General features: G+C 34.6%; 17 protein-coding genes and 1 tRNA gene. 11 read left to right on the forward strand and 7 right to left on the reverse strand.

Annotation, left to right across the window (positions count from 1 at the left end; all coding sequences use genetic code 11):
* Positions 1–195 precede the first annotated feature (195 nt).
* Positions 196–3,297, reverse strand: a complete 3,102-nt coding sequence (locus DWB61_RS01130) for a glycosyltransferase family 117 protein (RefSeq protein ID WP_125029055.1) — start codon at positions 3,295–3,297, stop codon at positions 196–198.
* Between the two features lie 266 nt (positions 3,298–3,563).
* On the opposite strand from DWB61_RS01130, the gene DWB61_RS01135 reads away from it, so the two are divergent.
* A tRNA-Gln gene (locus DWB61_RS01135) sits at positions 3,564–3,637 on the forward strand.
* Between the two features lie 109 nt (positions 3,638–3,746).
* Here DWB61_RS01135 and DWB61_RS01140 read toward each other — a convergent pair.
* On the reverse strand, positions 3,747–4,778 hold the full coding sequence (locus DWB61_RS01140) for a glycosyltransferase family 9 protein (RefSeq protein ID WP_125029056.1): 1,032 nt from the start codon (positions 4,776–4,778) through the stop codon (positions 3,747–3,749).
* 424 nt (positions 4,779–5,202) lie between these two features.
* Here DWB61_RS01140 and DWB61_RS01145 point away from each other — a divergent pair, with 424 nt between their 5' ends.
* From DWB61_RS01145 to recO, 5 genes are all read left to right on the forward strand, one after another.
* Positions 5,203–6,027, forward strand: coding sequence for a universal stress protein (locus DWB61_RS01145; protein ID WP_125029057.1), 825 nt, complete (start codon positions 5,203–5,205; stop codon positions 6,025–6,027).
* 305 nt (positions 6,028–6,332) lie between these two features.
* Positions 6,333–7,157 (forward strand): universal stress protein, encoded by an 825-nt coding sequence (locus DWB61_RS01150; RefSeq protein WP_125029058.1) that lies wholly within the window; start codon positions 6,333–6,335, stop codon positions 7,155–7,157.
* 125 nt (positions 7,158–7,282) lie between these two features.
* On the forward strand, positions 7,283–8,038 hold the full coding sequence (locus DWB61_RS01155; protein WP_125029059.1) for a phosphatase PAP2 family protein: 756 nt from the start codon (positions 7,283–7,285) through the stop codon (positions 8,036–8,038).
* Positions 8,039–8,124: 86 nt separating this feature from the next.
* Positions 8,125–8,697, forward strand: coding sequence for a non-canonical purine NTP diphosphatase (locus DWB61_RS01160; protein WP_125029060.1), 573 nt, complete (start codon positions 8,125–8,127; stop codon positions 8,695–8,697).
* A gap of 184 nt (positions 8,698–8,881) precedes the next feature.
* Complete coding sequence (gene recO / locus DWB61_RS01165; protein ID WP_125029061.1) at positions 8,882–9,610, forward strand: DNA repair protein RecO; 729 nt, start codon at positions 8,882–8,884, stop codon at positions 9,608–9,610.
* A gap of 88 nt (positions 9,611–9,698) precedes the next feature.
* Here the strand turns inward: recO and DWB61_RS01170 are convergent, their stop codons facing one another.
* The 4 genes from DWB61_RS01170 to DWB61_RS01185 form a co-directional block, all read right to left on the reverse strand.
* Positions 9,699–10,379, reverse strand: coding sequence for a deoxynucleoside kinase (locus tag DWB61_RS01170; protein WP_225423340.1), 681 nt, complete (start codon positions 10,377–10,379; stop codon positions 9,699–9,701).
* Positions 10,380–10,388: 9 nt separating this feature from the next.
* Positions 10,389–11,018 carry a deoxynucleoside kinase gene (locus DWB61_RS01175; RefSeq protein ID WP_125029062.1) on the reverse strand — a complete coding sequence of 210 codons (630 nt, stop codon included), beginning with the start codon at positions 11,016–11,018 and terminating at the stop codon, positions 10,389–10,391.
* Between the two features lie 101 nt (positions 11,019–11,119).
* Entirely contained in the window at positions 11,120–11,884 is a 765-nt protein-coding gene (locus DWB61_RS01180) for a hypothetical protein (protein WP_125029063.1), read from the reverse strand.
* Between the two features lie 10 nt (positions 11,885–11,894).
* Positions 11,895–13,409, reverse strand: coding sequence for a GH3 auxin-responsive promoter family protein (locus tag DWB61_RS01185; protein WP_125029064.1), 1,515 nt, complete (start codon positions 13,407–13,409; stop codon positions 11,895–11,897).
* Positions 13,410–13,651: 242 nt separating this feature from the next.
* Between DWB61_RS01185 and rbfA the strand changes: the two genes are divergently transcribed.
* The 3 genes from rbfA to DWB61_RS01200 all read left to right on the forward strand — a co-directional run bounded on the left by rbfA (position 13,652) and on the right by DWB61_RS01200 (position 16,038).
* Entirely contained in the window at positions 13,652–13,990 is a 339-nt protein-coding gene (gene rbfA / locus DWB61_RS01190; RefSeq protein WP_125029065.1) for a 30S ribosome-binding factor RbfA, read from the forward strand.
* A gap of 122 nt (positions 13,991–14,112) precedes the next feature.
* Entirely contained in the window at positions 14,113–15,258 is a 1,146-nt protein-coding gene (locus DWB61_RS01195) for an FtsX-like permease family protein (protein ID WP_125029066.1), read from the forward strand.
* A gap of 120 nt (positions 15,259–15,378) precedes the next feature.
* Positions 15,379–16,038, forward strand: a complete 660-nt coding sequence (locus DWB61_RS01200) for a hypothetical protein (protein ID WP_125029067.1) — start codon at positions 15,379–15,381, stop codon at positions 16,036–16,038.
* Positions 16,039–16,124: 86 nt separating this feature from the next.
* Here the strand turns inward: DWB61_RS01200 and dusB are convergent, their stop codons facing one another.
* Positions 16,125–17,117, reverse strand: a complete 993-nt coding sequence (gene dusB, locus DWB61_RS01205) for a tRNA dihydrouridine synthase DusB (RefSeq protein ID WP_125029068.1) — start codon at positions 17,115–17,117, stop codon at positions 16,125–16,127.
* Between the two features lie 265 nt (positions 17,118–17,382).
* Here dusB and DWB61_RS01210 point away from each other — a divergent pair, with 265 nt between their 5' ends.
* Both DWB61_RS01210 and DWB61_RS01215 read left to right on the forward strand, forming a co-directional pair.
* Positions 17,383–20,151: a DUF3352 domain-containing protein gene (locus DWB61_RS01210; protein ID WP_125029069.1), complete on the forward strand. Its 2,769-nt coding sequence runs from the start codon at positions 17,383–17,385 to the stop codon at positions 20,149–20,151.
* Between the two features lie 136 nt (positions 20,152–20,287).
* A complete protein-coding gene (locus tag DWB61_RS01215) occupies positions 20,288–21,949 on the forward strand; it encodes a hypothetical protein (RefSeq protein WP_125029070.1) in 1,662 nt (553 codons plus the stop codon).
* The last annotated feature ends 81 nt before the right edge of the window (positions 21,950–22,030 follow it).

Consider the following 22,030-nt stretch of genomic DNA (forward strand, 5'->3'; position numbering starts at 1 on the left):
AAGAAATTATATGAACTCTTCGATTGAATTAGGATATTGCATGAAAAGAACAAAGAGTTTAGATAATTATGAGTGCTTAAAGGCAGAGTTGAGTTTTTATAGAATAGTCAATTTCATCTGTGAAATTAGTGTAATCTGTGGTTTGAAATATTTCAATTAAAAAAAGAAAAGGCTGCGAAATTCGCAGCCTTTATCCTATTTGTTCTTTCCTCCATTTCGAGTGAAAGTCTCAAATAAACTTTCAAAGTCTCGTTGGATTTTATCTTTGATATCATCCTGACCACCTGATTCTGCAAGTCCTAGTAGCATTTGAACAATTCTGATTTCTCTTTGTTGTTCAGTTTCAATACTAGCGAAGTATACCGGTTCAAGAGAAAGGAAGTATTCCATCTTTTCATATGAGTTTTCGGCAATCTGCAGAAGCAATTCATTCGCTTTCTCAGTAGCACCTGCACGGTAATATTCTTGAATAAAACCAACCAATGAATAGTCGATAGGAAGTTTTTCGATTGGGAGTTCTTCCATGCATCTATCCAAAACCTTAGCTGCTTTTTCGGGTTTGTTTTCATCATTTAACTGAGCTGCTAAACGCACATGATTCGAACGGAATGACATGATACCGCATGTGATGATGTGGAATTGATCCATATACACATCTGGTTCTTTGATACGACCATATTCAAACTTATTCATCATGTTATCGTAAAGAAGATCTGTGTTGATACGACCATACTCTCCATAAGAATTTTCAGCTTCTATTGGAACCAAACGATATGTTGCTCCTTCCAACTGGAAATATTTTTCAAGACCTAAATAGTTTTCAGGTCCCATTCCAATTGAGAAGTAGATAGGCCGTTCCCATTCATTCGATGCGATGATATCAAGAATCATCATGCTATTTTTATAGAGGTAGTTGGTTTTCAATGTCCATTCTAATCGATCAACTATAAGGTCAGCATCTTCTTTTTGAACGGTACCATTTTTAAGTACCTTATCTGTATCAACAGGTAAATAGATATTTTTCCCTGGGAAATAATCCATCATTTTACCCGATTGAGTTTCAAGGCGAGTACGCTTATTGTCACTACCAACAAACTCTATTAGTTTAGCGAGTTCTTCAGCTTTTTCCAAACGATCCATTACAGGAATTTGATCTCGAACACCTGGTTCTACCTTTTCAGCACTTAGACTCATAGGGACAGGATCAGAATCATAAGCCTTTCTCCGCATTTGATTGATGTACCAATCTCCAGCTAATAAGCTGATGTTGACAATACGAATGTCACGACGGATGCCTTCAACTTCTTGTGCATACCAAAGAGGGAAGGTGTCGTTATCCCCATAAGTGAATAGAATTGCATTAGGAGCGCACGAGTTTAAATAGTTCTCGGCGTATGCTAAGGTAGCATAACGTCCACCTCTGTCGTGATCGTCCCAGTTTTGTTGAGCCATAAGGCCCGGAACTGCAACAAGACAAATAAGAGTAACCATACCTGCAGATGCCAGTGCTGGCATTTTCTTTTGCAGGAAGTTATAAAGACCCAATACACCAAAACCAATCCAAATGGCAAAGGCATAGAACGATCCAGCATAAGCGTAGTCACGCTCACGCGGCTGATGTGGGGATTGATTTAGATAAACCACAATAGCTAATCCGGTCAGTAGGAAGAGTAGCATAACAACCCAGAAATCCTTTTTGCCTTCTTTGCCGGCATTTAGTTGAAAGAAAATACCAATTAAACCTAAAATGAAAGGAAGAAAGAATAAGGTATTTCTAGATTTTTTATTTTTCAGTTCTGAATATAATTTATCCTGATTCCCCAGTCGCATTTCATCTAAAAATTGAATACCTGATATCCAGTTACCATGTCGAATTCCACCATGATTTTGAATATCGTTTTGACGGCCAGCAAAATTCCACATGAAATAACGCCAATACATGTGATTGAACTGATAGCGGAAAAAGAAGCTAAGGTTATTCCCGAAACTTGGTTTGTATATGGTTTCAGGACCATTCCCATTATCAACTGTGATCGGATTGTTTTTTGAGATACCTCCCCAATATTCGTAATCACTTATATGGCCGGCATTCGAGCTATACATACGAGGGAAAATCGTTTTAAATCGAGAATCAAATTCGTAAGCAGGCTTGCGAGAAGCAATCACATATTTATCACCCTTCTGAATATAGACAGGAGTTGTGTATTTCACATCGTTGACTGGGGCATTATAGTATTCTCCAAACACAAGTGGCCTATCGCCATATTGCTCACGATTCAAATAAGATAATAGGGCAAAAACATTGTCTGGGTTATTCTCATCCATTGGAGGGTTAGCCGAAGAACGGATAACGATCATGGCAAATGAAGAATACCCAATCATGATCACAACAAATGAAGTGACAATGGTATTTAATATGACTTTATTGTGCTTAATTGAATAGTTAATGGTCCATACAACAAGAGCGATCATGGCAATGCCATAAATTAGAACACCTGTATTGAAAGGAGCTCCTATTCCATTGACGAAGGCTAACTCGAACCATGAAGCCATTTTTATGACTCCAGGAATGATCCCATACATGATAGCACCTAAAATGACTAAAGAGATTCCCAAAGCTGCAAGAACACCATTTCTGGTTGTTTCATATTTTTTGAAATAGTAAACAAATATGATTGCCGGAATAGCTAAAAGGTTTAGAAGGTGTACCCCAATTGAAAGTCCCATCAGATAGGCAATCAGGATAATCCATCGATTGGCATATTTCTGATCAGCAACATTTTCCCATTTTAGAATAGCCCAGAAAACGACTGCAGTAAACAGTGAGGATAGCGCATAAACTTCGCCTTCGACAGCAGAAAACCAAAAAGTATCAGAAAAAGTATAAGCGAGTGCACCAACCATACCAGCTCCAAAAACGGCAAGTCCATTAGCTAAACTAATCTCCCCATCTTTTATAAAAAGCTTTTTGGCAAGATGGGTGATGGTCCAGAACAAAAACATGATGGTGAATGCCGAAGCAAGAGCAGACATCAGGTTGACCATGAGAGCCACGTATGAAGGATCGGGAGCGAATAATGAAAAGAAACGCGCTAAGATCATAAAAAGAGGAGCTCCAGGAGGGTGCCCAACTTCTAAGCCATATGCTGTTGTAATAAATTCACCACAATCCCATAAACTGGCAGAAGGTTCCATGGTTAAAGCGTAGGTAATGGCTGCAATAGCAAAAGCCAACCAGCCTAGAATAATGTTATATCGACTATAATCTGTATTCGATAGTTTATTGTTTCTGGACATATTTTATTAAAAATTTATTGGAACGATGAGTTCTTTTTATTGTTTTTTGAATTAAGACAAACAAAGATGGCATATTTTCCATGGAATTGTTTCCCATTTGCCGAGTTTAGCTGACAGTATGATTTGTTTGTAAAAATATTTAAGGCTTGAAAATAGTCATTTTTAGGCACCTAGATCCTTAAGCTTCGAAAAAAATATTTTTTTTATTTGCACAATGAAAAAAATGTTTACATTTGCAGTGCTCTAAGGAAATTGAGCAGTGGAATTGTCCCGTGGTGTAATGGTAACACACCTGGTTTTGGTCCAGGCATTTAAGGTTCGAGTCCTTACGGGACAACCAATATTTAAGCTTCGAATTTTTATTCGGAGCTTTTTTTATGTCTTGTTATTTCATAGGTATAAATAAAAAAGACGTCAATTGCTTAACGTCTCTTTCTCTGAACTTGTATTTAAATCATTTCTAAAGCTTCTTTGGCTACCCATTCTGGAGAAATATCTACCATGCACTTTTGATACACATTTTGAGAGCATTTTCCTGATCCATCTTTCGTACAGGGGCGACACTTTAGATCAACTTCTAATGTTTTAATCTGTTCACCACTTGTAAAACCAAAGGCTGTAGGTCCCATTAAGGATAGGGCTTTTATACCAAACTTATCAGCTGCATGAAGAAAACCAGTATCCCCAGAAATAACCAACTGTGATTTTTGGACTAAATAACAGGATTCCAAAAGATTGGTTTTACCCATTAGGTTCAAAATTCGATTAGGAGCTGTATCTTCAATCTCTTTACAGAATAAATCATCTGGCCCTGCCAATATCATAAATTTGTACTCAGGTAGGTTTAAGATAAGTTTTTGCCAATGCCCAACTGGCCAGCGTTTCATCGGCCAAGCCGCAGAAGGGACAAGGGTGATTAGTTTTAAATCATCTTCATTCTTGAAATTAAGAATGTTTGAGTCAATTTTCTTTTTGAGATCTTCTGGAAAATACCAATCTGTTTTGTTGATGGAAAAATCTGTAATCCCCCATTTTTGAAGAGGCTTTCTGAAAGAAAGCATTCCTCTGAATGGCATTGGGTATTTATCGATTCTAAATTTGAACAAAAGAATACGTTTGATTCTGTCTTTACTACGAAGGGTGTAGTTTGGACCAATACCAAACCAACGCTTCCATCTTGGAACCAAGACAGTTTTTAAAACGATAGAGCGAATATTGCTATGAGCATCGAATGTATAGTCGAATTTCTCTTTCTTCAATTCTTTGGCTTGTTTCCAAAGCCCCTTAAAACCAGCTTTTCTATCGAACCCCCAAATTTTAGTGATGCGATTGTCCATAGCTAGAAAGGATGACATGTCTTTTCTGGCAATCCAATGGATTTCAGCGTCTGGATAATGGTTTTTGATACCATCAACAACAGTCATACATTGAATGATATCGCCAATGGAAGAAAAGCGAATGATGAGGAATTTTTTAGGCATGGATTCTGTTTTTTTTAGCTTGAAAGACAAAATTAGAAAGATTTTTTTCAAAAGCTTAATTATTGGCCTGCTAATGAGTTTTGAATAATAGAATTGAAGATTCATCAAAATTATAGTTCATGGTTCTTTTCTGCTTCTTTTGGATCGAAGAGAGGTGACCAGTTGATCAGTGTAGAGCAAATGTGTAATCAATAGATAATTTGTCATGGTTTGATAGAAGAATTTGAACTAAATCATAAATCCGTCGTCAAAATGTTACTTGGGAATTGAGATAGTCTTAGTAAATTATATATCAGAGCTTAAGGAGTGGGAATGAGGGTTTTTGAACAGATTGATTTATAAGTTTTAAAGAAGTTTGAAGAGGGCTTTTGTTTGGCATCTTTATTTAGGTTTTAAAAGTAATGAGACATTAAATCCTACGGAGATGAAAGAGAGAGGGAAAGCGATAGTTGTTGGTTGGGATTTTTCGGAATATTCAAAGCTTGCTTTAGATCATGCTTTGTTTTACTCATATCAAACCAATATGAAGATTTGTTTGGTGCATATCATCAAACGAAAATCTGATACAGATATAGTGTCAGTTGAATTGCAAAAGGTCGTTGATCAAGTTTATCAAAGCAGAGGGAAGCATATCGAAATGATGGTTCGTCATGGAAATGTGTCCGAAGGGTTGAGCTCTGCTGCCAAAGAAATTTCAGCTGCAGTTATTTTTATAGGGACGCATGGCGTTCAGGGGATCCAAAATTACATAGGCAGTCATGTGTTAAGGATAATAATGGATTCTGCTATTCCTTTTGTGATTGTACAAGCTCCTCGTGAAAAGCATACCCAATTCTCTGTAGTGTGTCCTATCGACTCAAGGAAAGAGAGTAAAGAGGTTTTGTATTGGGTTGCATATCTTGCTCAAGTTTTGGGAGCTAAAATATCATTGGTTTATCCTGAATATAAAACTCAAACAAGAATTCTCAGGACTAAAGCGAATGTGAATTTCTCTAAACATTATTTGGGTGATTGTAGGGTGAAATATGAAGAGGTGAAGTTGAGTTCTAAACGGTTCAATAATGCCATTGTCCAATATGCAAAGAAAAAACATGCCGATTTGATTTTAACCATAACCAATCGTCAACCCAAGGTTCAATATTTGTTTTCTGCTTCAAAAATTCAATACTTAATTGCAAATAAGGAGAAGATTCCAGTATTGTGTGTAAATCCTCGTAAAGACTTATGGATATATGGAGCTTATAAATAAGATTGCTTTTAAATAGCAGAGGATTATGATATGAATATCATAATCCTCTTGTTTTAGTTACATATCTATATACTTTATTTGTGAGAGAATTACTGCGGTTTATTTAATCAATAAGATTAAATGATATTTTTGATATTCACTTTTGTTTTGTTAGATTTATGCTGATCAACTTTTGTGTCAGTTCTGGAAAAAGGTCCAATATTTTAACAAGTTTTGTTAAAATTAAGGCTGTTTTGAACACGTACTTCTTACAAAAGAATGGTTAAGTAAGACAATATTCAAGTGAAATTATCAAAATACAAGAGATGATAGAAAACGGGAAGACAATATTTGTGCCATGGGATTTTAATGGTGTTTCTGAGTATGCTTTGGATCATGCTTTGTTTTATTCATCTAAAAGTAAGCTTGATGTTTGTTTAATATATATTGTCAAGAGAGAATCTCTAGTATATGAAACTAAAGTCAAACTCGATAAAATTGCAGCTGATATTTTAGCCAGAAAGGGCAAGCGGGTGCGGACTATTGTAAAAGTGGGAAGTTTTCATTCAGGTCTAAAAGAGGCTGCTGACGAGAATCAAGCAGCTATGATTTTTGTTGGGATAGATGGTTTTAAAGGTATCCAGAAATATATTGGAACACCGATTCTAAATGTTCTGTCAGGAGCGGTCATTCCATCCGTTGTGGTTCAGAGACCAAAGCGAACAAGAAGCACTTTTTCACTTATTTGTCCAATTGACCAAAGAAAAGAGAGTAAATTATTATTAAGATGGATTGCATTCTTGGCTCGATTTATTGAGCTTAAAGTTTACTTGGTTTACCCAGAATTTGAAGAATTTGGACAGAATAAGAAAATTTTCAGGAATGTTGCCTTTGCAAAGAATTTCCTGAATAAGGAAAAGATTAGTTTCGAGAGTGAATGCTTTAGTGTTTTCGATTTCAATAATTCTATCGTTAGTTTTTCACGTAAACGGGGAGTCGATTTGATCCTGAATTTAACTAAAAAAGAATTAGACTATAGAAGTTTCTTTACCACTCCCAAGAGCCATTATTTAATAGCCAATAATGAAAAAATTCCAGTAATGTGTATAACACCAACACGTACTATGTGGAAATATATTCCTTTTAAATAAATAATGAAAATATGATGCTTGTGAATCCCTATTCTTTAGAATTGGGATTTATTTTTGTTGCTATCTCATAATAGTGGAATAATCAAAACCAAGTTTATTTATTGTCATTTTTCAATATCCATGTAATGAAATTTACTAAAATCATCATTTTACTCTTCTTGTTTTTATCCTTCAAGACATTTGCGTTATCATATTCTAATGATTCGATAAGTGATGATCATAGGTTTCAGCTAAAATTTAAACACATTGTTGTTCCTTCAATTTTGATTGGTTACGGCATTGTTGGCAATGAAAGTGAAATATTGCAAGATTTTAATTTTCATATTAAAAGAAAAACCACTAAATATTTTAATCATTCTCTAACTATTGATAATTATGGTCAATATGCACCAGCAGTTGCAGTTTATGGTCTAAATGCATTTGGAGTTAAAGGGAAACACAATTTAAGCGATAGAACTGTGATATTAGCTTCGGCTTATCTGATTATGGGAATTGCTGTGAATGGGATGAAGTACTCATTTAAAATTGAACGCCCTGATGGGAGTTCTAAGAATTCTTTTCCATCGGGTCACACAGCAACAGCATTTATGACAGCAGAATATTTGAGGCAGGAATATAAAGATGTAAGTTCATGGTATGGAATTGCAGGGTATGCTGTAGCCACCAGTTCGGGCTTGTTTCGAATTCGTAATAATAAGCATTGGTTTACCGATATTATGGCTGGTGCAGGAGTTGGAATCTTAAGCACTAAACTTGCTTATTGTATCAACCCATGGCTGAGTCAAAAAATATTTAAGAACAAAAAAACTAATAATTCTGTTACAATACTTCCCTATTATAATGGTAAGCAAGTAGGAGTTGGTTTTGCTAAGTCCTTTTAAAAGCAAGAACTTTTGATGATTATATTTATAATGCCATTATCTTTGAAATGAGATTTAAAGCTTATAAATATTAAAAACACTTACTGATGAAACTCGTATTTGCAACCAACAATCACCATAAACTTTCTGAGATTCAAAATATGCTTGGAAATGAATTCCAAGTGTTAAGCCTAGCCGACATTAATTGTCAAGATGAAATTCCAGAAGACCATGAGACATTAGAAGAAAATGCAAGTCAAAAGGCTCATTATATTTATGAGAAATTTGGCTTGAATTGTTTTGCTGATGATACAGGATTGGAAGTTACGGCATTGAATAATGAGCCAGGTGTTTATTCGGCGCGTTATGCAGGAAGTTCACGTTCGTCAGAAGATAATATGAAAAAAGTTTTGCAAAACCTTGATGGGAAGAGTGAAAGATCAGCTCGATTTAGAACTGTTATTGCCTTGATTATTGATGGAGAAGAAACTCAGTTTGAGGGTATCGTAAGCGGAGATATTTTGTACGAAGAAAAAGGCAAAGATGGCTTTGGTTACGATCCAATATTTCAGCCTAACTCCTATGATATCTCTTTTGCGGAAATGTCTTTATCTGAAAAAAATAAGATTAGTCATAGGGGAAATGCAGTGCGTAAATTAGTTGAATTTTTACTTAAGTAGATTCCTTTTAAAGACTGTTTTTTATTAGAAAGATGAGATTACAGTGTGGTTGTTGCTAATTATTGTAGTTTGTTGTAATTTAGATGTTTATTCGATCTTATGTGGAGTGTTGATTCAAATATTATCGTCTGACTGAAATTTCATTTTCTTTTGCTTTTTATTGTTTGAGATTAATTTTCACAATATGATTCATAAAACTAAAGCGATTATTTTAGGTTCGGTAAAGTATGGTGAGACGAGTTTTATTGTTCATGCATATACTGAAAAATTCGGTAGGCAAAGTTATATGATCAAGGGGGGAAGATCGAAGAAGTCGAGAACCAAGTCGAATCTCTTTCAATCCCTTTTTCTTTTAGATATGAATGTGTCTCATCGAGACGGGAAGAATCTACAAATGATCAAGGAGGTTCAGTTTTCAGAGTCAAGTCCTCATCTGAATTTCGAAACACATAAAAATCATCTTGTTTTATTTTTAGCAGAAGTCCTTTCTAAAGTTTTAAAAGAGGAGGAAGGAGACGTTCAGTTATTTAGCTTTTTAAGTGATCATATTTCCTATCTGATTCAAGTCGATGATATACCTAAAGCCTATCATCTTAATTTTTTATTAAACTTAACACGATTCTTAGGTTTTTATCCACACGATAATTGGTCTGAAGAGAATCTGTTTTTCGATTTGGACAATGCTGTTTTTGTAGGTTTGGAAAGTAGACATGCCCATTGTTTGAATTGCCATATAAGTGACTTGTTGCATTTGCTTTTACAAACACAACTAAGTTATATCAATGATATTAATATATCCACAGAGGATCTGAAAATATTGCTTAGAGCCATCTTGAATTTTTATGCTTTGCATAGTCATGGGTTTTCTAAGTTGAAATCACTTTCAGTATTCGAAGATTTAAATGGTTTTTAATCAGGCTTGACTTAGTATAATATAAAAGCTCCAAGAACTTCTAATGAGAGATCTTGGAGCTTTTATTATTTGTGAATGTTTCTATTTTTTAAAATAGGCCATGAATTTGTGCTTCAACTTGGTCTATTATCGAGTTAAGGTCATTGGGATTCTTAAGGAAATCTATATTATCTGCATCAACTATCAATAATTTCCCTCTGTTATAGCTCTTAATCCAATTTTCGTAACGATTATTTAAGTTTTTTAGATAATCCAAGCGAATAGTCTCTTCATATTCTCTACCTCTTTTTTGAATATTATTGACAAGCGTTGGAACTGAAGAGCGTAAATAGATTAATAAATCTGGAGCTTGAATCATCGAACTCATTAGCTTGAAGAGCTTGCAGTAGTTATTAAAATCACGTTCAGTCATTAAGCCCATATCGAATAGGTTGGGCGCAAAAATTTGAGCATCTTCATAGATGGTTCTATCCTGAATGATATTTTTACCCGATTTTCGAATATCCATGATCTGAGAAAATCGACTTTTCAGGAAATAAATTTGAAGATTGAATGACCAACGTTGCATATCATCGTAAAAGTCATTTAAGTATGGGTTTTCATCAACATCTTCGAAGTGAGCTTCCCAGCCATATTGTTTGGCAAGTAGTTCGGTAAGTGTTGTTTTTCCTGAGCCTATATTTCCTGCAATAGCGATATGCATAGCGATATTATTTTCTGATTGTAAACCCGATTGGATCGGGATGGATTTTGCATGATTTAGATGCAAAAGAATGTTTTAAACTAAATTTTCCGTGAAAAGCCCATGTAGATTGGCATCGATATTTGTGATAACTTCAGATAAATCCTTGGGATTTCCTAAGAAATCTATATTATCAACATCAATAATCAATAATTTTCCTTTGTCATAACCTTCAATCCAAGCTTCGTAGCGCTCGTTTAGGTTTTTCAGATAATCTAGACGAATAGTCTCCTCATAATCACGGCCTCTGGCTTGAATATGACCTACCAGGGTAGGGATAGAAGCTCGTAGATAAATCAATAAATCGGGAGCTTGAATTAGGTCACTCATCACCTCAAAAAGAGCAATGTAATTCTTAAAATCTCTCCCTGGCATTAAGTTCATGCCATGTAAGCTAGGTGCAAAAATATGAGCATCTTCGTAGATAGTTCTATCCTGAATAATTTTCTTCCCAGATTGACGGAGAGCTAAAACCTGATTGAAACGAGAATTTAGAAAGTGAATCTGCAGAGGAAATGACCAACGCTGCATATCTTCGTAAAAATCGTTTAGATATGGGTTTTCATCAACATCCTCAAAGTGAGCTTCCCAACCGTAATGTTTCGAAAGTAAACCGGCTAAAGTTGTTTTGCCAGCCCCAATATTTCCTGCAACAGCAATATGCATTATTATGTTTATTTTTATTCTTAAAAAAATCAACTAAAATTAAGAATAATTTTCAGGAATGCAACTTGTTGTTTTTGGCTTGAATCTGGATGGTCTTGATATCAATGCTTTAGCTTTTTTATAGAGATTTGATCTCCATAAAAGATATAAACTCTGTTGGCTTGTATTTTACTCTGTCTACTATTCGGACTCTGCATTTCAAAAACTATGGAATCAGTTTTGGCCTGTGGCTTATATGCAAACCAGGTCTTATTTTTGAGATAAAGTAGGTCCTGATTCGTAAAGCAAAAATCGCTTATCCCGATTAATGGGATTTGCTGAAAAAATTGACCAAATTTATTTAAAATTAAGAGTCCTTTCGAAGGGATTAGGAAATACAGTTTATCATGAAAATCACTCATTTTTGAAGGAGAAATATCCTTTATATATGGTGACAAAAGACTGCTTTTATTTAAGATTTCACCCTGCTTTGAAATTCGAAAAGCTTGATTGTCATCTTTATTGAATATCCAAAAGCCACCAGAAGATGCTTCACAGCAAAGTTGTGTTTCGTTATCAGAGTAAGTGTATAAATCAATAGGATCTGAAATTGGAGTCAATGTCTGATCTAGATATAAAAGCTGGTTGAATTCCTTATAAAATAGAAGAAGACGGAGAGGATTGGACACATCTATAGACGTAATATCCCCTAATAGGGCATCTGAATAATTCGAAATAAGTACCTTTTCTGATGAGAATTTCTTTAGCTCATTTCCATCAATTGTATAGATAGAGCCAAGATGATCAACTTCTAAAAGTCTATGATTTTTTTGAGCACAAATATTAAGTGAGCTAACTAAACTCAATATGATAATTATAAACTTCATCGGATGAATTTTAAATTTGATTCATGCTTAAAACTTCATCAATCAAATCTCGATTATTGGCTAAACGAGGGACTTTATTTTGGCCACCTAATTTACCTTTTTTCTTTAACCAATCGTAGAATAATCCTGGTCGAGCTATTGTGATGATAGGTTTATCTAGAGTTATGTTCTTATAACGCTTAGCTTCATAGTCGGAGTTTTGACTCATTAATGCATTGTCAAGAAGGTAATTGAATTCGTCGATGCTTGCTGGGGCCTTTTCAAATTCGATTAACCACTGGTGTGCACCTTTTCTGTTATCATCCATAAAAATGGGTGCGGCCATATAGTCTTTTAGAATGGCATTGGTTTTATTACAAGCCATTTGCATCGCTTTTTCAGCATTGTCAATAATAATTTCTTCGCCAAAAGCATTTATAAAAAGCTTCGTTCTTCCTGATATTTTAAATTTATAAGGCTTAAGGGATGTGAATTGGACGGTATCGCCAATTTGATAGCGCCATAAACCCGCATTTGTTGTGATGATAATGGCATAGTTTGTATATAATTCAACCTCCTCAAGACTTAAAACTCTCGGATTCTCATCATTAACATTCTCTAGAGGAATAAATTCATAGTAAATACCATAATCGAGCATCAGTAACATGGATTTATCATTAAGATCGTTTTGAATACCGAAGAATCCCTCTGATGCATTATAAGTTTCCATATAATTCATCTTTTCTGGCAATAGGAGTGAGTTAAACTGATTACGATATGGATCGAAACAAACACCACCATGAACGAATAATTCTAGATTCGGCCAAATTTCGTGAATGTTTTGTTTTCCACTCACTTTTAATACATGTTTAAGCAGAACTAAATACCAGGATGGAACGCCTGATAGACTGGTGACATTTTCATTTAGAGTCGCCTGAGTCATTTTATCGAGTTTCTCTTCCCATTCTTCCAGAAGGACGATAGATGAATCTGGTGTGCGTATAAAATCAGCCCAGAAGGGTAGGTTTTGGATTAAAATTGCAGATAAATCACCATAGTAAGATTCATTGCTAAGGTTATTAATTTGATGAGATCCTCCTAAAGTGAGACCTTTGCCTTTAAGTAACCCTGTATCAGGGAAAAGTGATGTATAAAGTGTCAGGATATCTTTCCCACCTCTAAAATGACAGTCTTCCATGGCTTCTTTACTCACAGGGATAAACTTACTCTTAGAATTGGTTGTGCCTGATGATTTAGCAAACCATTTTATTTCGCTAGGCCACAATATATTTTGTTCTCCTTTGCGCAATCTATCAACGTAGGGCTCAATATCTTCATAAGTTTGGACAGGAAGACGTTTCTTGAAATCACTTAATGTGTTAATCGATTGGAAATCGTATTTCTGTCCCCACTCTGTATTTTTGGCGTGACTTAAAAGTTTAGTTAAAACTTCATGTTGTGTATCAATAGGATGCTCTTTCGTGAAATCAATTTCAGAAAGTCGTTTGGTGTTGAACCAGGAAACAATGGAATTAATAAGAGCCATATATAAACTTATCGTTAGAGGATAACAGGTAAATTATAAGTTTAAATATAAGAAATTTATTTTGTTAAAAAGTTGACTTTTTGTCCAAAAACAAAGATATTCATGTTAGACTAGATTTAGTTTTTAGGGGTCTTACTGAAATTTATTTAAATAAAATCGTTCAATATTAAAGGAATACTATCTATTATAGATTAATCCCTATCTTTGCCAAGATAAATTAGAAACAAAGAAAATCATATATAATGGAATCAACCAGACAGAGTAAGATATCAAGATTGTTGCAAAAAGATTTAAGCGAGATTTTTCAAATGGAATCACGTAATCTTTTTCAGGGAAAGATGATTTCAGTTACCCGCGTAAGAATTAGTCCTGATTTAGGATTAGCAAGAGTTTATTTAAGTATTTTCCCCTCAGATCAGGCCGAAGCTGTTTTGAAAGAAGTGAAGATTCAAACTAAAAACATGCGTCGTTTACTAGGGAATCGTGTAGGAAAACAGTTGAGAGTTGTGCCTGCATTAACTTTCTTCGTTGATGATTCGCTTGATTATATTGCAAATATTGATTCACTTTTGAAAAAATAAAGCGATTGTTCCCAGATTTTGAGATTATCAAACTTTAAGCTGAGTATTTGAATTTACCTTTCTACATAGCCAAGCGCTACCTTGTTTCTAAAAAGAAACAGAATGTAATCAATATCATTTCTATGATATCAGTGATTGGTGTGAGTTTGGGTACCATGGCTTTAATTATTGTATTATCTGCTTTTAATGGCCTCAATATGTTGATTGGGGATCTGTTTGGGAGTTTTGATCCTGATCTTAAAATTATACCTGTAGCTGGAAAGACTTTTATTCCCAATTCATCGGAGTTTGCTCAAATAAAAAAGATGGATAAGGTTTTGTTTTATGCTGAAGCCTTAGAGGATAATGCTCTTTTGCAATATGGTAATCGTCAGCGTCCAGCCATTGTAAAAGGGGTGAGCGAAGATTTTGCATTGATGACGGGTATTGATACCATGATGTCAGATGGAAAATTTATTTTAAAAGAGAAGAATAATGAATATGCTGTACTTGGATATGTTGTAGCTGGCAATTTGGGTATAGGTCTGAATTTTATTGATCCCATTAAATTTTATGTTCCTCGTCGTACGGCAAAAATCGGGCATAATCCTATGGATGCCTTTAATGCTGACATTCTTTACCCTAAGGGTGTCTTTACCATTCAGGAAGATTTTGACTCGAATTATGTGCTGGTACCAATGGCTTTCGCTCGTCGTTTATTCGATAGAGAAGAAGCTGTTAGTGCTGTTGAAATTAAGCTCAAGAATATTGAAGAATCAGATGAGGTACAAGCCTACATTCAAAGTCTCTTAGGTGATGATTACGTGGTAAAAAATCGTTTTCAACAACACGATGTTCTTTTTAAAATGATGGAAACCGAGAAGACGGCAATCTTTTTTATTTTGGCCTTTATTCTTGTTATCGCTTCGTTCAATATTATAGGATCGTTGAGTATGCTTATTATCGATAAGCAAAATGATATTGAGACACTTAGAAGTATTGGTGCAAATAAAAAACTGATTCAACGAATCTTTTTAATCGAAGGTTGGTTAATTTCCTTATTGGGAGCTTTAATTGGTACCATAATTGGGATTGTAGTTTGCTTGTTGCAAGCTAAATATGGCTTTATTAAGATAGGTGGACCTGATAGTTTCATTTTTTCTCAATATCCAGTAAAAATCGTATTTATTGATGTGCTAATCGTTTTTGTAACCGTCGTTATTATTGGTTATTTGGCTTCTCGTTTACCTGTTCGATACCTTACCCGTAAGTTTTTAAATGTAGGTTAATGCATTTTATTGCTTAATCTTCTCAAATTATGAAAATTTTCAGCGCAAAAAAACTGTACCTTAGCGTTTATTAAAATGGTTATGCCTGAGAAACATAATCAGAACTAAAATTTAAACACTATGACTCGAATCTTTCTATTTATTTTATTCTTTGTTGGTGTTAGTATGTCTTTAGAAGCACAACAAATTGCGAAAACAAACTCAGGTAGAGTAGTTGTTTTATTTGATAATGGCACTTGGAAATATGTGGATGACAAACCTGGTGCTAAAGATCAATCAGCCATAAAAGAAGTCGTAGAAGAGGCAAAAGTAATTGATACAAAGATTGAACTAAAAGATACTGAAACTCAAAAACTTAATTTTATCAATGGACCAAGCGCGAAACTTTTGAAATATTTCAAGCTTAAAAATATTATCAATGCTGATTTAAGTTTGGTTTCTCAATCTGGAAAAGTGAGCTTGTTAATTGATTGGAAAGTTATGACAGCTGAGGCCTTTGCATATTTTGGATATATTAAAGAAGGGAGTAAAATTAGCCTGGAATTGATGGGAGGAAAGGTCGTAGATCTGATTTATACAGAAGAATTTGAACCTAAGGAGTATGAAAAGTACGGTTTCTCAACCTATAAATCTCAATTGGAGTTAAGCCCGGAGCAGATAGCTTTATTACAATCGAGTATCATAACAAAGGCAACAATGACCTGGACTAAGCGTAGTGAAGAATATAAGATTACTAATCCTGCTTACTTTGTGAATGAATTACCAAAGTTGATGAAGTAGAGTTTAATGATTACGTGATATAAAAAAAGCTGGTAAGTCTTTTGACTAAACCAGCTTTTTTTCATTCCGTCAGATCTGGAATATATCTAATCTTCAGAAATGCTATCTCCCCATTGATCAGAAATGCTATCAAGTATTAGCATCAGTTCTTCATAGTTTCCTGAACGAAGCATCTGTATACGGGTTTGCTTAAAATGGGTTAGTCCTTTAAACATCCCTGCCATATGACGACGCATGTGTAAAATTCCTCTTTTTTCATCAATCCAGTCTATAGCACCATTTATCTGTTGTTTTAGCATTTCGACCTGCTGAGATACAGTTGCTGGAGGTAATAGCTCACCTGTTTTTAGGTAGTGCTTTATATCGCGGAATATCCAGGGTTTCCCAATGGCACCTCTTCCAATCATTATGGCATCTACCCCATATTTATCAAAGGCTTCTTTGGCTTTTATCGGATTTGTGATATCTCCATTCCCAATTATAGGAATGTTCATACGCGGGTTATTTTTCACCTTGCCTATTAAATCCCAATCGGCTTCCCCCGTGTACATTTGGCAGCGTGTCCGGCCATGAATAGTTAATGCTTGGATCCCAGTATCTTGTAATTGCTCGGCCAGGTTAACAATGATTTTTGAGTCTTCATCCCAACCCAGTCGGGTTTTTACTGTCACAGGCACATTTACCGCTTTTACAACAGCTTCTGTAATTTCCATCATTAAAGGGATATTAAGGAGCATTCCCGCTCCCGAGCCCTTGGTTGCGACCTTTTTAACAGGACAACCGAAGTTGATATCTATAAAATCAGGATTCGCTTGTTCCGCAATTTTAGCTGCTTCAGTCATGGCATTAACCTCTTTTCCATAAATTTGGATGGCTAGAGGACGTTCTTCTTCCACGATTGTCATTTTTTTCATGGTTCGATTTACTAAACGAATAAGTGCTTCAGAAGAAACGAATTCGGTATACATTAAATCGGCTCCGTATTGCTTACACAACAAACGAAAAGGGGGGGTACTCACGTCTTCCATGGGTGCCAGTAATAATGGCTGATACCCTAAATCTAAATTTCCTATCTTCACTTTATAACCTAATTTAATAACAAGCCCAATTGACTTAAACTACTCAATACAAATCTGGTGTAAATGGCTAATTTAGACCTGCTGAAATCGATATTGATGCTTCTTTATTCTTTTGCAAAGATATAACAGATCATCAAATTAAAAATAGGAGGTTAGAAACATCTGTTTTTTAACTAAAAGCAAGCTAAAAGGTATCATGTAGTTTAAGTATAAAATGTTAATTTTGTTTCTGTTGTTCAAAATCTGCTAGAGAAAAACTGCTTGTATGTTAAAAAAAAGTTTGATTCCCTTATTAGCCATATTTTTTGTAGGAATACTCGCAATGGCCTATTTCTATATGCAAAAACAGAAAGAATATACGACTAGCGATCACTTTCTGGCTATTCCTGCTTCTTCTGAAATCATGATTCATTTTGATAATTTGGAAGATTTGATTTCCAAACTTGAAAAGAATCAAGGTGTGTGGAAGGAATTGTGTGAGTTTAATACCCTTAATGGTATCGATAAGAATCTGAAGAATTTTTCGAGTCTGATCAATGCGTCTTCTTCGGAATCAGAACTCGACTTGGACCGCTCCTTGACTATTGCGAGTCAGATTATGGGAAAGAACCAAGTTGAATATCTTTATGTGCTACCTGTTCGCAGTTATCTTGAAGAAAAAAGAATTCAATCCTTTATTCAAGATAAGTTGAATTCTCAAAAAGAACCGATTAGTAGAAAATACAATGGAACTAATTTATATACACTTTCTCTAAAGGATTCAAGTAAGCAGTTTTTGCATTTTTGTTTCTCAAAGGGGTTGATGTTGGTCAGTTCATCTATGATTTACCTTGAGAATTCTGTAAGACAACTCGACGTGTCTGGTTCCATAAGTGAATCGAATGGCTTTAATCAGGTTTTCAAAACGAAAGGCAAAAATGTAGACGCGAACATTTATTTTAATCTTAAGCACTGTCAAAAACAATTTGCCTCTCTATTTACAAAGGAAATTAAATCGCATATACGTCATTATTCCCATCTGGGAAATTGGGTTGAGTTAGATCTAAGTTTTCGGGACCATCTAGTTCTTTTGAATGGGTTTACATACTCGAATCAAGAAGAAAATAATTATCTGAATGTTTTTATGAAACAAGATGGGGTTAAGATGGAGATGGAATCTGTTTTGCCAGGCAATTCAGGTTTGGTGGCTATTATGGGGCTAAATGATCCTATCCAACACAAGAATGCATATCGTAAATTTCTTGAAGGGAATGATGGCTTAGAGAATTATTTAGCAGGATTAAGAATATTGAAGGATAAGACTGGAGTTGATTTTGAGACCTTGTTCTATTCTATAATTCATAAGGAGATTGCTCTAGTTTATCTCGATAATCAGACAGATAAGCAATTTTCTATTATTCGAACAAAATCGGCAAGTGCTGCCAAAGAAAAGTTGGTGAGTATGCTGTCTTCTTATGCTGAAAGAACAAAACGCAGTTTATCATACTATTCAACAAGTATAAAACTTGATGGTGCAACAGAGTTTGATGTGTTTAGAATGCCAGATGATTTTTTATTTGAGAAGATATTTGGTCGTATGTTTAAAGGAGCTCCTTCTAACTATATGATTATTTTTGAAAATTATATGATCTTTGGAAAGACTAAAGCTCAGCTTTCAGAATTTGTACATGCTTCTTTCTTGAGAAAAACTTTAGATAAAGATCCTGTTTACGATGAGAGTAAGGAATACTTGTCGAATAGAGCGAATTTCTTTTTCTACACGTCAATGCCTCGATCTAATAAGGTTATTTCTAGTTTTTTAAATGAAGCTTATCAAACTGATATTCTAGAACAAAGAGAAAGTCTCAATAAGTTTCAATCTATTGGATTTCAGATGAGTGCTAACGAAGATCTGATTTATAATAATGTTTTTGTGAAACACAATCCTGTTTTAGAACTTACTCCTCAAACAGTTTGGGAATCACGTCTTGATACAGCTTTTGTCCATAAACCTTTCTTAGTTGAAAACCATTACACCAAGGAGAAGGAAATATTGGTTCAGGATCTAAAAAACCAACTTTATCTGATCAACCCAGTGTCAGGTCGAATATTATGGAAAAGGCCATTGTCTTCTCCAATAGTAGGTGAGGTTAGTCAGGTTGATTTGTTAAGAAATAACAAGTTGCAATATGTGTTCGTTACCCAGGATAAACTGTATTTGATTGATCGAGAAGGGAAAGATGTTAGTAAATACCCTGTTTTGCTGCGTTCAAAGGCTGCAAGTGGGCTTTCTGTTTTTGATTATAGCAATAATAGAAATTATAGATTCTTTGTTCCTGGGAAAGATAAAAAAGTATATGCGTATTCTAAAGATGGTAATCTTCTTGATGGTTGGAAATTTGAGAAAGCAGAAAATCCGATTATCAGTGAGGTGCAGTATTTTAGGATAAAAGATAAGGATTATATCGTTTTTGCAGATGAATACCGGGTTTACATTCTAAATAGAAAAGGTCAAGTTCGAGTAAAACCAAATAAGCAGATTTCTAAGTCGAAGAATAATGCTTTTTATCATGAAGTTGGCAATTCAAAACATACTGATAGACTGGTGACAACTGATAGGGAAGGAAATATTCATTATTTCTATATGAATGGAAATGTTGAGACCCAAAAGATCACTGGATTAGATAATGATCATCATTTTGTAGCCGGAGATATTGATGCTGATGGTTCATCTGAATATATTATTAGCAATCAGAACAAATTGCATGTGTATGAATCTGATGGGAATGAAGTTCTTGAAAAAGAATTTTCTTCGACTATTTTTGGCCCACCTGCAGTTTATAGGTTCTCAAGAAACAAATGTGAGATTGGAATTTGTCTAAAACATGACAATGAGTTACATCTCATCAATACTAATGGTGATAACCACAAAGGCTTTCCTTTAAAGGGAAATACTGCATTTTCAATTGCCTTTTCAAAAGGAACACAAAAAGGCTTCTACTTATTTGCATGCGATGATCGTAATTTTCTGTTGAATTATTCCGTGAAATTGTGATTTTTAGTGGTAAAAAGCGTATATTTTAGTGTGAAATAAAATCGAAATGAACGATTATGTTTGTGAATGATGCCTATTTTTGCATCTAGTTGCTAATCGTATTTTAATCTAAAACGACATAAACCATATATCTATAATGAAAAAGAAACTCCCAATCCCCATTTTGCTAGTCTTGTTTTGTTGCTTGACTATGCCATTTAAATCATGCGTTGATTCTGATGACTATGATTTCGATAAATTATCTGATAAAGTTGATTGGCAACCCAATTTTGTGGCTCCAGTAGGTTATGGAGAATATAATCTTTGGTATTTGTTGAATCAGCATGAGGCTGTATTAGACGATCAAACAATTGTTCTTGGTGAAGATGGTTTGATTCATATTAAGTATATGGAGAAAGATATCTTTAGTTATGAAGCTAGTGAAGTATTAGGCTTCCCTGATCAGTCTAGTAACTTTTTGAACTTAGATTTAAATGTTCCAGCTATAGGTATTCCTTCAGCTAACCTTCCGCAAATTGTAGGTCCTTTTCCTGAAACGTTTAGTGTAAGCACTGATGATGCTGCTGTTATTTTAAAGGAAGTTAACGTAAATTCTGTTTTGAATTTCACATTATCTAACCCTTTGAATACTGAAGTTGATTTAAAAGTTAGCTTACTTTCTGGAACTAAGGATGGTTCGACTGTTGTTGAAACTTACGTTGTTGCAGCCAATGCAGTTGCACAAACAGAGAGTCTTGATTTGACAAATTTGATCATACAATTTGAGGAACCTCTGACTGTTTCGAATTTTATTGAGATCAGTTTCGAAGCCACTATTAAACCTAATACAGGAACTGTTACAGGTACTGGTGATTTGAATATTCAATATCAAGTTGGAAACATTGAATTGATAATGGCCAAAGGAGACTTTGGAGATCAAACTATTGATATTGGTTCTGGTGATATTGATTTGGGTGTTGATTTTTGGGATGATATTGATGGTAACTTCACTTTTGCGGATCCACGAATTAATATCAAATTCGATAATGAAGTTGGTGTGCCATTTTTGGTAACAGCTAATATGACAGCTTCAAATTCTGATGGACTTACTTTAAGTCTTGACCCTGATAATCAGTTGCCAAATTACCCTAAAACAGAAGCTGAAGTTTTGGCTGGTATTGAAGCATCAATCTTGTACAATAAAGATAATTCAGGGATTGTAGATTTTATGGCTTTACCGCCATCTGGGAATATCTCTTATTCAGGTTCGGTAAGGATAAATCAAAATTTAGATGGAACCCGTTATAATCCTCTTGCTGTAGGTAATAATATCAATATCGTTTCAGGTAATTCTTCTATTTCGGCCGAGTTAGAAATGGATATTCCAATGGATTTTAAGGCTGATAATTTGAGTATTTCAGATACGATTAATGAGATAGATATTAATGATGCAGATAAAATGTTAAAGGCTGCTATTATTATCACATCGGAAAATGGTTTGCCGTTAGATGTGAAAATTGAAAATATTTTCTTCACCGATGCCGCCTATATAGTACTTTCAACAATTTCGAATGAAAGTATTATAAAAGCGGCAGGTGTTACTGTTACGGGTGAGGTTGATCCTTCCACAATTACTAAAGAGGTTAGTAGAATTGAGTTAACAGAAGCTCAGATTAAAAGTCTGAACGATACCGAAAATATCATCATTAAAGCTGTACTAAGTACTTATGATGAAGGAAAACAGTCAGTGAAACTTCAGGGAACCGATAAGTTGAAATTCTCAATAGCGGTAAATGCTCAACTTGACCTATCTAACTAACCTATAGCTTTTATACAAATGCATAAAACAATAATAAAATATAGCCTACTGTTATTTGTCGGATTAATCTTAAGTAATTTG

The organism is Ancylomarina euxina, from assembly GCF_003863355.1.
GTDB lineage: Bacteria > Bacteroidota > Bacteroidia > Bacteroidales > Marinifilaceae > Ancylomarina > Ancylomarina euxinus.